Raw genomic sequence first — 13018 nt, 5'->3', positions numbered from 1 at the left:
GCGCCGTAAATGGCGATAGTACACGTCGGTTTCACTTCATTTACAACCCCACCGGCTGCCTATTTCAGCCCGCTAACCCTTGGCATATAAGGCGTTGCGGACTTGTGTATAACGAGGTGGGTTTGGGCTGATTTTTATCGTAGCCCAGATGGTGGGACATTTCGGCGTTGAGAGCAGCCTCAACGCTGATTTTCTTCAGCAGGCGATCGAATTGGCTGAGATCGTCAGGGGTTTTGAGATTTTTGGCCAGTTCGTTAGCCAGAGCCTGCAACTGTTTTTCGTCCATAAATTAACCTGTTTTTGATGTTGGATTGAACATATCAAAATCAGGCAATTACACAAATTTATGTACAGGGTCTGCCGAAGGTCACTTCGGCATGCCCGTGATGCCCTGAGGCATTAATGACGTTTGCCGTCATCATCCTCATCATAAAAATCGTCGTCTCCACCTTCTTCGCCGTCTTCACCATCCGGATCTTCGAAGTAGGTGCCCCACCCGTCGTAATTGACGTTGTGGAGTGCAGCCAGTTCGATTAACTGCTCGACCTGCTCATCGATCAGCTCAGCATTGAGTGCTACTTCGCTGATGGCATCGCAGCACATCAACAGTTTGCCCTCTTCCACTTCCAGCTCTTCCGCATCCGTCACTTCGTAGCCCATTTTAAAGGCATCAACAGCGACCTTTTCCAACGCGTCAAAGTTTTCCGCCGAAAAGTGGTGTTCGATAGTATACAGTGCGTCCGGATCGCTACCATCATCCAGCAGTTCTTCGATGATCAGGCGCGTTTCTTCCCGTTGTTCGTCCAGTAAATCGCGGTTTGCCATGAGTCTGTCCCCCGTTAATCTCTACGTTATTGCCGTATTCTCCCACACCCCCGACGCCCTCTCCACCATAAAGTTTGACGCCGCCCCTTGAAATTGAATAATTACACATATAAAGTGAATTTTAATTCAACCGACAGCGTTGAGCCACATTGAGATAACTACAATGAACTCGTTTCACCAGCGTCACTTCTTAAGATTAATGGATTTTTCCCCGGCTGAGATCGGCGCACTGTTAACCTTATCTGCCCAACTGAAAGCCGACAAAAAGAACGGCACAGAAAAACGCTACCTGCAAAATAAAAACATCGCACTCATCTTCGAAAAAGATTCGACCCGCACTCGTTGCTCTTTCGAAGTTGCTGCATACGATCAGGGAGCACGCGTCACGTATCTCGGCCCGAGCGGCAGCCAGATCGGCCATAAAGAGTCGATGAAGGATACCGCCCGTGTACTGGGCAGAATTTATGATGGCATCCAATACCGTGGTTACGGTCAAGCACTGGTGGAAATGCTGGCGGAGTATGCCGGTGTACCGGTATGGAATGGGCTGACTAACGAATTCCACCCCACACAACTGCTGGCGGATTTACTGACCATGCAAGAGCATCTGCCTGAGCGCGCTTTTAGCGACATTACGCTGGTCTACGCAGGCGATGCGCGCAACAACATGGGTAATACCATGCTGGAAGCCGCTGCGTTGACCGGTTTGGATCTGCGTCTGGTCGCCCCCAAAGCCTGCTGGCCCGATGCCAACCTGGTGGCCGAATGCCGAGCAGCTGCCGAGTTGACTGGCGGAAAAATCACGCTGACGGAAGACATCGCCGCAGGCGTGGCTGGTGCGGATTTCATCTACACCGATGTATGGGTGTCCATGGGAGAGGCCAAAGAGGTGTGGCAGGAGCGGATTGCGCTGCTAAAACCCATATCGTTATACACATCTTTCTAACGCACTGTTTAATCAATGAGTTACGGGTTTATCTCAGAGTGGCATTTTGAACCTCAAAAAGCCAATGGGATGGCTTGAATGCCTTAATTCACGGGGTTCTGAGCATCCTGTTCAAAAAATGGCCAAAAGATGTGTATAACGATATGGCTAAAACCCTATCAGGTCAATATGGCGATGCTTGCCGCCACCGGTAACCCGCAGGTGAAATTCCTGCACTGCCTGCCAGCGTTCCATGACGATCAAACCACCATCGGCAAGCAGATGGCCCAGCAGTACGGTTTGCACGGCGGCATGGAAGTGACCGACGAGGTGTTTGAATCAGCGCACAGCATTGTGTTCGATCAGGCAGAAAACCGCATGCACACCATCAAAGCGGTGATGGTCGCCACGCTCGGCCAGGAATAAGGGCCGCGCTGCGCGCTATGCTCAGCGTCTGGCGACGGACTCTCGGATAACCAAACGTCCTTGATGATGGCAAGGCGGTGTCGGCATGGCATCGCCTTGTGACGCCGCCACCAGGCGACCAATCGCATCCTGAATCATGGCAGCAATCGGCACATGCACCGTCGTTAAGGCGGGAGAAAAGTAGCGCCCAATCAGCATGTCATCGAACCCCGCCAACGATATATCCTGCGGCACCCGCTTTCCGGCATCAAGAAACACCTTCGCCGCGCCAATTGCCATATCGTCATTGGCCGCCAGCACACAGGTGAAGTCCACATTGCGCCCTAGCAGCGTTTGGGCGGCGCGATAGCCGCTCTCCGGCATCCAGTCCCCTTCCAGACGTAGCGCCTCATCATGTGCGATACCCGCCGCTTTCAGCGTATCAAGGAATCCCGCAAGCCGCTGTTCACCAGACGGGGAACCGGGCAGCCCGGGCAATAAAAGCGATGCGCGTATGCCCCTGATCGAGCAGATATTGCGTCATCAGTTGGCTGCTGTGATAGTGCTCGATATAGACCGCGTGATTCTGGTGATGGGGCAGCTTACGATTAATCACGATGATCGGCGTCTCGTGCTGCTCGATCAGCGTTTCCAACGCCTCTGCCGATAAGAATTTGGGATACACAATAATGGCTTCGCAACGCAATGCCAGCAGCATACCGATGGCATTGCGCTCATCCTGCGCACTGTTTTTGCCATCCGCCAGAATCAATTGGCGCAGATGCTTTTCACTGCATGACGCCGCCTGATAGGTCATTTCCGAAAAAAATGGCACCTGATACAACGAGTTGGTGATAACCAAACCAATCGAGTTGGTTTTGCGGGTGGCTAACTGGCGGGCAAGCAGGTTTGGACTGAATCCGGTTTCCTTGATGGCGCGAAACACGCGCTGCCGCATATCTTCACGTACCACGTTTTTGCCGTTAAGTACGCGAGATACCGTCGCTTTAGAGACGCCCGCCTTTTTCGCCACATCCTGTATCGTAACCATTTTTACTCCTTCCTTAGGGCGCGCGCAGTCACGGCGAGGCCATCATCAACTGTCAGCGAGGAGGCAGCACAACCACGCTCCCCATCATTACGCGATAAGCACAAACCGCTGCACCGCTGAACGGGACGACATTAATATCTGTATAGGTGATTATGGATAAATATATGAAGGAGGATCAATTATCCCGATGGCGCGCGCCGTGCGCGGAACCGAACGTCTTCGGCGTCGCGCACGGTAGCAAGATTACAGCACCAGAGAAGCGTCGATCTTCACGACGGCTTTGCGTACGCGTGCAGGTTCACCCACGGCACACAGCGGCTTGTGCACTTCGCCCGGGAAGAAGACAACAAAGTCACCCGATTGCATGACAAAGGTTTTTTCCTGCTCACCGGCAGACAAAAATGCGATGTCTTTATCCGCCAACCAGTCCGTGTCAGGTGTGCCTGCCGGCAGGTTGCTGAAGGTCATACCTTCAACGCCGTTGAGCACAATCTGAATATCCAGATATTTGGCATGGTATTCGGCGCGACGTTGTTCAAACGCTTCAGTGCTGTCATTGGAAACCAGCACAAACACGTTGTTGCCATCGACATCGTGCTTGCCCAGCGGAGTATCGACCGTAATGTTGGCTTTTACGTACTCGATCGCTTCGCGCAGTTTGGCAGGCAGATAAGGAACCAATTCAAGCTGGTGGATATTCCCGGTGATCATAGTAAGTCCTCTCGTGAAAAGTAAAACGTCGTTTTAGCGAACTTTATACTCCTCCATAGGCATTCCCGCTAGTCTACAGTGGCAAAAGTGCTACCTATCCCCTTTATTTTCATTGGTCGAACGCGTAAGGTTTTCTCTAAGCAACCGATTGCCAATACCTAAAAATGCGATTATTGCGCATCAATTAGCGCTTGAAATAGCAAATCGCGCGCGTATAATGCGCCACAATTTGCCAGGAGGAACCATGTGCGCTTGCATCACCACATGCTGTATTTATCACGCTGCTGACCCCTTTTTTCGTCAGCGTGCCGCCTCTTTTCCGGCAATAACCGATCGTTTAAAAAAAGCCCCTCGTTGAAGGGGCTTAATGAGATGGTCACCCCCACCCTGTGAGCGGTACGCTGACAGGGTGTTTCTTTATGGAGAAGGCCATCATGCAAAACGTCACGCTTATTGGTATCGATCTCGGCAAACATTCTTTTCACATTCATTGTCAGGATAAATCAGGCAACGCATTACTGCGGAAAAAGTTTACCCGCACCAAACTCATCGAGTTTCTGGCTACGTGTACACCTACTACCGTTGTAATGGAAGCCTGCGCCGGTGCCCATTTTATGGCTCGTCGGATCAGTGAGCTGGGGCATGAAGTAAAGTTGATCTCTCCGCAGTTTGTCCGCCCTTTTGTCAAGAGCAACAAGAACGATTTCGTTGATGCCGAAGCAATATGCTAAGCCGGATCACGCCCTTCCATGCGGTTTGTGCAGCCAAGAACTGAGACTCAGCAGGCTATGCGAGCCTTGCATCGCGTCAGGGAGTCGTTGGTCAGAGACAACGTTAAAACGACTAACCAAATGCATGCTTTTTTACTGGAGTTTGGTATCAGCATGCCGAAAGGTATTGCGGTAATCAAAAGGCTTTCAGCTGTTCTGGCTGATAATGACTTGCCACCTTATCTGGCACAGTTGCTGCTTCGATTACACGATCATTACCAATATTTGGTTGGGCAGATAGCAGAGCTCGAAAGAGAACTTGGGCAGGTACTCTCTCTAGATGAAACTGGCCAGCATTTAATGACCATCCCTGGTGTTGGACCGATAACAGCCAGCGTTTTGTCATCACAGTTAGGCGATGGCAAGCAATATGAAAACAGTCGTAATTTTGCCGCTTCCACCGGTCTTGTACCCCGCCAATACAGTACTGGAGGGAAGAATACTCGGCTGGGTATTAGCAAGCGTGGAGATAAAAACCTTCGCCGATTGCTTGTTCAATGTGCGCGGGTATTTATCCTAAGAATTGACCATCAATCAGGGAGATTAGCTGATTGGGTAAGGTCTCAGTTGGGCAGGAAACATTCTTGCGTTGTGTGCTGTGCATTAGCAAATAAATTAGCTCGAATAGCTTGGGCAATAACGACACGAAATACCGTGTTTGAACAGTAATGCTGGTCTAACAGTCAGCAATTTAACGAAGTTACCCATCTGGTTTTGCGAAGACTGATTATTGATGACATGAACGGCCTGACGGCCTGATATAAAACCAAAAAATGAAAATGGCTCAATGAAGCCGATGGCCTTTTTAGGAATATCAGGTGAGAAACTCATCGTGGCGCGGGCATCCTTGGCCATAAAGACGCCGGATAGATTTAAGCAAGCCCACCATTAATCAAAGATCAGTGTTGCAAAAATGGGAGTGACCATAGATTTTGCCTGTCATACCGGGCGAACCTCGCCTGCCGACTGGCCGAGCGAGAGAAAAATGTTTCAGGGCTAACCGTTGGGAGAAAAGCAAACATGGTCAATCCGCTTTATCAAAAACACATCATCTCAATTAACGACCTCACCCGTGAAGATTTGGAGTTGGCGTTGCAGGTGGCCGCCAGCCTGAAGGCCAGACCACAGCCGGAGTTGTTAAAACATAAAGTGATCGCCAGCTGTTTCTTTGAGGCCTCGACGCGCACCCGGCTCTCTTTTGAAACCGCGATGCACCGTCTGGGCGCTTCCGTGGTCGGTTTTGCTGACAGTAACAACACGTCGCTCGGCAAGAAAGGCGAGACGCTGGCAGATACCATTTCGGTTATCGGCCACTATGTGGATGCCATCGTGATGCGCCACCCGCAGGAAGGCGCCGCGCGTCTTGCCACCGAGTTCTCCGGCGGCATTCCGGTGCTCAACGCCGGAGACGGTGCTAACCAGCATCCGACGCAAACCCTGCTCGACCTGTTCACCATTCAGGAAACCCAGGGACGTTTGAATAACATCAATATCGCCATGGTTGGTGACCTGAAATATGGCCGTACCGTGCACTCCCTGACGCAGGCGCTGGCGAAATTCGACGGTAACCGCTTTTACTTTATCGCTCCCGACGCACTGGCGATGCCGGATTACATTCTGGCGATGCTGGAAGAGAAAAACATCACCTACAGCCTGCACACCAGCATTGAAGAGGTGGTGTCGGAGCTGGATATTCTGTACATGACGCGCGTACAGAAAGAGCGCCTGGACCCATCCGAGTACATCAATATCAAATCACAGTTTGTGCTACGCGCGGCCGATCTGAATGCTGCCCGCGACAACCTGAAAGTGCTGCATCCGCTGCCGCGCGTGGATGAGATAACGACGGATGTCGACAGCACGCCTTACGCCTATTACTTCCAACAGGCAGGCAACGGCATCTTTGCACGTCAGGCGCTGCTGGCGTTGGTATTAAATCGCGAACTGGTTCTGTGAGAGGGGAAAGCATCATGACTCAGGATAACAAATTACAGGTTGAAGCCATCAAACGCGGCACCGTTATCGACCATATCCCAGCGCAGGTTGGCTTCAAACTGCTGACGCTGTTCAAGCTGACCGCCACCGACCAGCGCATCACCATCGGGCTGAACCTGCCTTCCAATCATCTGGGACGCAAGGATCTGATCAAGATAGAAAACATCTTCCTGACAGAGCAGCAGGCTAACCAGTTAGCGATCTACGCCCCGCAGGCCACCGTTAACCAGATTGATGACTACGCGGTGGTACGCAAGCTGGTGCCCAGCCTGCCAGAACGTATTGATGGCGTGCTAACCTGCCCGAACAGCAACTGTATCAGCCGCAGTGAACCAGTCACCTCGTCGTTCAGCGTCAAGCAACGCGATGGCGATGCGCACCTCAAGTGCAAATACTGCGAGAAAGAGTTTGAACGTCAGGCCGTGCTGGCTGATCGCTAATCCGCTGTGCGGCGTGTGCAGGGTCATCAATGCCATTGCCTGCGCCGCGCTTTTCTGAATAATGGTAAGTTGTATCCCGCCCGGCGCAGGCCCGGCGGGAATTGTCCCTTCGAAAATAGCCACGTCGAAATCCAGGAGAAGCCATGTCACGTAGCATCAGCACGGAACACGCCCCAGCCGCTATCGGCCCTTATGTACAAGGTGTCGATCTGGGCAGCATGATCATCACTTCCGGTCAGATCCCAGTAAACCCGAAAAGCGGCCTGATTGCCGAGGACATCGTCGCACAAACGCGTCAGTCTCTTGAAAACGTGCAGGCCATTGTGGAAGCGGTGGGCCTGAAAGTCGCCGACATCGTGAAAACCACGGTATTTGTGAAAGACCTGCAAGACTTTGCCACCGTTAACGCTACTTACGAAGCCTTCTTTACTCAGCATCAGGCACCGTTTCCGGCGCGCTCCTGTGTGGAAGTGGCGCGTCTGCCAAAAGATGTGAAGATCGAAATCGAAGCCATCGCGGTACGCCGCTAAGCGCACTCGGGGCGATACCCTCGCCCCGTCAGACTGATGACAAAGCTCGTTGCTAGGTGAAGTGCGGCGATGGGGTCGTAGCGGCGTAAGCCGCCGGAGCGCCCCTCGTCGTGATTCACCGGGAAACACGGGCACACCCAGCAATATTATTGCCTCGCTTATTATTATTTCCCTACGTTTATTATGCTTTTTTGTTCGTAATTTGCCTTATGGCGCAGAGATAAAAAACCACTAATCAAATCAATACATTATTTTTATTTTGCGCAACGCCATTGCACACCCTTTCTACGCTGCTCGAAATTCTTTGTCCCAGGTCAATAAATCGAGAATTTCTTTTCACCCAAAACTACATATAGTGTCTATCATAAATACAAACACTACATGTAGTACTTATCCACAATATCATCCACAACCCCCCGCAGCCCTTGTCCGCTGCGGATTCCGCTTGTGGACAACTCTGAGGAACGAACGTTGAAACCAGTAGTGATTAAACGGGACGGTTTGCCAGGTGCCTTTTGATGAGATGCTCATCAAGCAGGCGGTCGAACGTGCTGCGCATGCAGCAGGAGTTGATGATACAGATTACTGTGCAACCGTGGCCTGTGCGGTCGCTCAACAAATGCAAGGGAAAGCACGTGTGGATATCCGTGATATCCAGAACGCCGTTGAAAACCTGCTGATGTCTGGCCAGTATAAGCAGCTTGCACGTACCTACATTGAGTCACCTCGTTATACACAAGTCCGCAACGCCTTATATGCCAAGGGTTAGCGGGCTGAAATAGGCAGCCGGTGGGGTTGTAAATGAAGTGAAACCGACGTGTACTATCGCCATTTACGGCGCTGAAAAATGACACGGGATTCAGATGGCTGGGCACACCAAGAACTGGAAGGGGTAAATCTTGGTGACACGAGGCTCAATAAGCGTGCCAAAGGGCTTTTGATACGGCTGGCTGAGAATCCGCAAGCCAGCATTCCGCATGCGTGCCTCGGATGGTCTGAGACGCTGGGTGCTTACCGCTTCATGGAGAACCAAGCATTCGAATGGCGAGACATTCTGCAACCTCACTGGCAGCGTACGCAGGAAAGGATCCGAGAACACGAGGTTGTGCTGTGTATCCAAGACACTACCGAGCTTGACTTCAACGGGCAGCAAATCCAAGGCTTGGGTCCCTTGAACTACGAAGCCAGGCGTGGTCTGTACCTGCATCCGACCTACGCGGTCAGTCCGGATCGCGTGGGGTTGGGCGTACTGGATGCGTGGATGTGGGCAAGAGAGCCGAAGGATGCAGACGGAAAGCGCGATGGGCTCAAGGAGAGTACGCGCTGGCTCGAGGGATACGAGCGAGTTGCTGAACTCGCCTCGGAGTTGCCAAACACACGTCTGGTGTACTTAGCTGTATTAGCTCAGACCTGATCTGACAGTTACCGGTTATTTATACAGGTGTCTGTCAGATTAAATCTGGTTCAGATTTTTTTCTGCCCAGACTCGTTTACCATCAAGTAACGTGGCCATTGGCGTACGCCCGCAGCACATTTTACCCTGATGAGTTCGCTCATTATTGTAATGCCACAACCAGTTGTCCAGATCCTTTTGTAGACTTTCTAGGTCCTCGTATAACGTCTTACGGAACGCAACCTGATAAAAATCCTGCAAAATAGTTTTATGGAAGCGCTCGCAGATACCGTTTGTCTGCGGAGACATCGCTTTCGTTTTCGTATGGTCTATATCGTTGATAGCCAAGTACAGCTGATAGTCATGTTGTTCCACTTTACCGCAGTACTCCGTCCCCCTGTCCGTCAGTATTCTTAGCATTGGCAGCCCCTGAGCTTCGTAGAACGGCAGCACGCGATCATTGAGCAGGTCGGCGGCAGAGATCGGTGCTTTACTCGTGTAAAGCTTGCAGTGCGCCACTTTCGAGTACGTATCCACGAACGTCTGCTGGTAGATACGGCCAACACCTTTCAGATTACCCACGTAGAAGGTGTCCTGCGACCCCAGATAACCCGGGTGAGCAGTCTCTATTTCACCACAGGCTTCGTCGTCGTGCGCCTTCTTCTCCAGTGCAGCGATTTGAGCATCAGTAAGTACAATGCCTTCTCTGGCAACTTTTTCCTCAAGTGCCTTCAGGCGCTTACGAAAGTTTTCCAGATCGTGTCGTTGCCAGATGGAGCGCACACCGCTGCCAGAAATGAAGACGCCTTTTTTACGCAGCTCATTACTGGTCCGGTGCTGGCCATGAGCCGGGAACTCAATGGCGTAATCAACAACCGCACGTTCAGTGGCTTCATCAGCACGGTTTTTCAGGTTGGGAACCCGGCGGTTTTGGTTAACCAGAGCGTCAATGCCGCCTTCTGCCGCCAGTTCCTGATAGCGATAAAACGTGTCGCGTGACACACCCATGATTTTACAGGCTTTTGATACGTTACCGAGTTCTTCGGCGAGATTGAGCAGGCCGGCTTTGTGTTTGATGATGGGATTGTTAGTATGAAGCATGAGAGTTACCTCGTGTTTTGTATAAGGATTCGACACCCATATCAAAACCGGTAACTCTCAACCTTTCAAGGTCCAGTGTCAGATCAAGTCGCGGCTAATACAACTTAGCCGATCGCGAAGCGGATATCAAGGCGTTGATGCAGCTCGCTGATGACCTTGGCACTCCGGCTGACTGGTTGATCCGCTCGACTCATAATCGCAGTCTGGACTGTAATGAGAAGCTTTGGCAGAAGGTTGGAAAGACCGTGCCGGTGGGAGAAATCCAATTCGTTATGGCGGCTCGCGCGGGGCAGAAGGCGCGTACGGTGAAACAGGCGCTGCGCGTGAAGCGAGTGTCGCTGCGTTGCGGGTTGGCAGTGACTTGTGTGATAGCCAAGGAAATTGAGCCGCCAGCAGGCGTGAAGCCGTTCGAGTGGCGGTTGCTGAGCAATCGCATACCTGAAGGACGAGAAGATATCGTGGAGCTGATCGACTGGTATCGGGCTAGATGGGAAATCGAGATGTTCTTCAATGTGCTGAAGAACGGCTGCTGTGTCGAAGCGTTACAGTTATCGACCGTGGATCGCATTGAGCGGGCATTGGCGCTGTTCATGATCGTGATGGTGCATCGCCTATTTAATGCGTATGGGACGAACTTGTCCAGAGCTGGACGCAATGTTGTTCTTTGATTCCGACGAGACTCATGGAGCTTACCTACTGATGAACAAGCGTATGCCCAAGGGCCGCCCTAAGCTAAACGAAGTATTGCGCTTAGTTGCGCAACTCGGAGGCTTTCTTGCTCGAAAAGGCGACGGTGAACCAGGCGCAAAAACTATCTGGAAAGGCTTGCAGAAAGTCATGACGGCCGCCGAAACGCTACGCGCGCTCAGGCACGAACAGAGATGTGTATAACGAGGTGACATTGAGTACCGTCACGATCGTGATGTCGCCCGCGAACAACGCGGCCGTTTGAATCAGGAAATTCGTGGTCTGGTTGAACAGAGCAACATGGCCCTGCTCAACGAGAACGCCAACAAAGACAGTAAAGTGATCCCTACCCAGCGCGACCTGCTGGTCGGTATCGTTGCCAAGCACTACGCCAAGCAACATATCCTGCCGCGCGACGTAGTGCTTGCTCATGAACGCGGTGAAATTCACTACCACGATCTGGACTACTCCCCGTTCTTCCCGATGTTCAACTGTATGCTGATCGACCTTGAAGGCATGTTGACCAAAGGGTTCAAGATGGGTAACGCGGAGATTGAGCCGCCAAAATCCATCTCAACCGCGACAGCAGTGACGGCCCAAATCATCGCGCAGGTGGCAAGTCACATATACGGCGGCACCACCATTAACCGTATCGATGAAATTCTGGCACCGTTCGTCACCGCCAGACATAAAAAGCACCGGGAAACCGCTGATGAGTGGCACATTCCCGATGCGGAGGCCTATGCACTGTCTCGTGCCGAAAAAGAGTGCTACGACGCCTTCAAGTCGCTGGAATATGAAGTAAATACGCTGCACACCGCCAATGGTCAGACACCGTTTGTCACCTTTGGTTTCGGTCTCGGCACCAGTTGGGAATCGCGCCTGATTCAGCAATCCATCCTGCGCAACCGCATTGCCGGTCTGGGCAAAAGCCGTAAAACCGCGGTGTTCCCCAAACTGGTGTTCGCTATCCGCGACGGTGTCAATCACAAGACTACCGATCCGAACTATGACATCAAGCAACTGGCACTGGATTGCGCCAGCAAGCGGATGTACCCGGATATCCTCAATTACGATCAGGTGGTTAAGGTTACCGGCTCGTTTAAGACGCCTATGGGCTGCCGCAGCTTCCTTGGCGTGTATGAGGAAGAGGACAAGCAGATCCACGATGGTCGCAACAACCTCGGGGTAATCAGCCTTAACCTGCCGCGCATCGCGCTGGAAGCGGAACATAACGAAGAGCGTTTCTGGAACTTGTTGGATAATCGTCTGCAACTGGCGAAAAAAGCGTTGATGACGCGCATCGCACGTTTGGAAAACGTCAAAGCCCGTGTCGCACCAATCATGTATATGGAAGGTGCCTGTGGTGTACGCCTGAAAGCGGACAACAACGTCGCTGAGATCTTCAAAAACGGTCGGGCATCGATCTCATTGGGCTATATTGGGGTTCATGAGACCATTAACGCGCTGTTTGGCAACCAGACACACGTGTTCGACAATGAGCAACTGCGTGAAAAGGCGGTCGCCATCGTCGCACGACTGAAAGCCGCGACCGAGCAGTGTAAAGAAGAAACCGGCTACGGTTTCAGCCTTTACAGTACGCCAAGTGAAAACCTGTGTGACCGTTTTTGCCGTATCGACACCGCTGAATTCGGCGTGGTACCAGGCGTGACCGATAAGGGTTACTACACCAACAGCTTCAACTTGGACGTGGAGAAGAAGGTGAATCCTTACCAGAAAATCGACTTTGAACTGCCCTACCTGCCGCTGGCAAACGGAGGCTTCATTTGCTACGGCGAGTATCCGAACCTGCAACATAACCTTAAAGCGCTGGAAGATGTCTGGGATTACAGCTATAGCCGTGTGCCCTATTACGGCACCAATACGCCGATCGATGAGTGCTATGAGTGTGGCTTCACCGGTGAGTTTGAGTGCACCAGCAAAGGCTTCACCTGCCCGAAATGTGGCAATCACGACTCCGCACGCGTATCTGTGACGCGTCGGGTATGTGGCTATCTGGGCAGCCCGGATGCACGTCCGTTTAACGCCGGGAAGCAGGAAGAGGTCAAACGCCGGATCAAGCACCTCGGCAATGGTCAACTGGGCTAAACAGCCCGCGCCGTGCCTGATGGTCGCAAGGATGCGGCCAGCTTTGCACGTTTACCGGCGTCAACGGACGCCGGAT

8 protein-coding genes and 9 pseudogenes are annotated in these 13018 nt (G+C 52.1%); 11 read left to right on the top strand and 6 right to left on the bottom strand.

Going from position 1 to position 13018, the window contains the following annotated elements; all coding sequences use genetic code 11:
• Positions 1–118 precede the first annotated feature (118 nt).
• Both ACWWJF_RS17430 and rraB read right to left on the bottom strand, forming a co-directional pair.
• A pseudogene (locus ACWWJF_RS17430) lies at positions 119–286 on the bottom strand (IS256 family transposase); the annotation flags it as partial.
• A gap of 113 nt (positions 287–399) precedes the next feature.
• Complete coding sequence (gene rraB, locus ACWWJF_RS17425) at positions 400–825, bottom strand: ribonuclease E inhibitor RraB (RefSeq protein WP_455870142.1); 426 nt, start codon at positions 823–825, stop codon at positions 400–402.
• Positions 826–912: 87 nt separating this feature from the next.
• On the opposite strand from rraB, the gene argL reads away from it, so the two are divergent.
• From argL to ACWWJF_RS17410, 3 genes and pseudogenes are all read left to right on the top strand, one after another.
• Positions 913–978: a putative translational regulatory protein ArgL gene (gene argL / locus ACWWJF_RS17420; RefSeq protein ID WP_455871149.1), complete on the top strand. Its 66-nt coding sequence runs from the start codon at positions 913–915 to the stop codon at positions 976–978.
• 10 nt (positions 979–988) lie between these two features.
• Positions 989–1738: pseudogene (gene argF, locus ACWWJF_RS17415) on the top strand (ornithine carbamoyltransferase); the annotation flags it as partial.
• A 180-nt stretch (positions 1739–1918) separates the two neighbouring features.
• A pseudogene (locus ACWWJF_RS17410) lies at positions 1919–2176 on the top strand (ornithine carbamoyltransferase); the annotation flags it as partial.
• A 21-nt stretch (positions 2177–2197) separates the two neighbouring features.
• Here ACWWJF_RS17410 and ACWWJF_RS17405 read toward each other — a convergent pair.
• A pseudogene (locus ACWWJF_RS17405) lies at positions 2198–3206 on the bottom strand (LacI family DNA-binding transcriptional regulator).
• A gap of 243 nt (positions 3207–3449) precedes the next feature.
• On the bottom strand, positions 3450–3917 hold the full coding sequence (locus tag ACWWJF_RS17400) for a YhcH/YjgK/YiaL family protein (RefSeq protein WP_455870141.1): 468 nt from the start codon (positions 3915–3917) through the stop codon (positions 3450–3452).
• A 434-nt stretch (positions 3918–4351) separates the two neighbouring features.
• On the opposite strand from ACWWJF_RS17400, the pseudogene ACWWJF_RS17395 reads away from it, so the two are divergent.
• Positions 4352–5356 (top strand): annotated as a pseudogene (locus tag ACWWJF_RS17395) (IS110 family RNA-guided transposase).
• On the opposite strand, the gene ACWWJF_RS17390 reads toward ACWWJF_RS17395, so the two are convergent.
• Positions 5303–5542 carry a hypothetical protein gene (locus ACWWJF_RS17390; protein ID WP_455870140.1) on the bottom strand — a complete coding sequence of 80 codons (240 nt, stop codon included), beginning with the start codon at positions 5540–5542 and terminating at the stop codon, positions 5303–5305. The pseudogene ACWWJF_RS17395 and the gene ACWWJF_RS17390 sit on opposite strands and share 54 nt — an antisense overlap.
• A gap of 165 nt (positions 5543–5707) precedes the next feature.
• On the opposite strand from ACWWJF_RS17390, the gene pyrB reads away from it, so the two are divergent.
• From pyrB to ACWWJF_RS17365, 5 genes and pseudogenes are all read left to right on the top strand, one after another.
• Positions 5708–6643, top strand: coding sequence for an aspartate carbamoyltransferase (gene pyrB / locus ACWWJF_RS17385; protein ID WP_455870139.1), 936 nt, complete (start codon positions 5708–5710; stop codon positions 6641–6643).
• A 14-nt stretch (positions 6644–6657) separates the two neighbouring features.
• Entirely contained in the window at positions 6658–7122 is a 465-nt protein-coding gene (pyrI, locus tag ACWWJF_RS17380) for an aspartate carbamoyltransferase regulatory subunit (protein WP_195314358.1), read from the top strand.
• Positions 7123–7265: 143 nt separating this feature from the next.
• The gene (gene ridA / locus ACWWJF_RS17375; protein ID WP_455870138.1) at positions 7266–7652 is read left to right on the top strand and encodes a 2-iminobutanoate/2-iminopropanoate deaminase; all 387 of its coding nucleotides are present in this window, start codon (positions 7266–7268) and stop codon (positions 7650–7652) included.
• A gap of 471 nt (positions 7653–8123) precedes the next feature.
• Positions 8124–8373: pseudogene (locus ACWWJF_RS17370) on the top strand (ATP cone domain-containing protein); the annotation flags it as partial.
• A gap of 126 nt (positions 8374–8499) precedes the next feature.
• Positions 8500–9048 (top strand): annotated as a pseudogene (locus tag ACWWJF_RS17365) (IS4/Tn5 family transposase DNA-binding protein); the annotation flags it as partial.
• A gap of 57 nt (positions 9049–9105) precedes the next feature.
• Here the strand turns inward: ACWWJF_RS17365 and ACWWJF_RS17360 are convergent.
• On the bottom strand, positions 9106–10146 hold the full coding sequence (locus tag ACWWJF_RS17360) for an IS481 family transposase (RefSeq protein ID WP_455868660.1): 1041 nt from the start codon (positions 10144–10146) through the stop codon (positions 9106–9108).
• Positions 10147–10250: 104 nt separating this feature from the next.
• Here ACWWJF_RS17360 and ACWWJF_RS17355 point away from each other — a divergent pair.
• Together ACWWJF_RS17355 and nrdD are read left to right on the top strand one after the other, a co-directional pair.
• Positions 10251–11037: pseudogene (locus tag ACWWJF_RS17355) on the top strand (IS4 family transposase); the annotation flags it as partial.
• Positions 11038–12942, top strand: a pseudogene (gene nrdD, locus ACWWJF_RS17350) (anaerobic ribonucleoside-triphosphate reductase); the annotation flags it as partial. It abuts the pseudogene before it with no gap.
• Positions 12943–13018 lie beyond the last annotated feature (76 nt).

It is taken from the genome of Symbiopectobacterium sp. Eva_TO (assembly GCF_053848865.1).
This window is presented reverse-complemented; position numbering and strand designations above follow the sequence as displayed.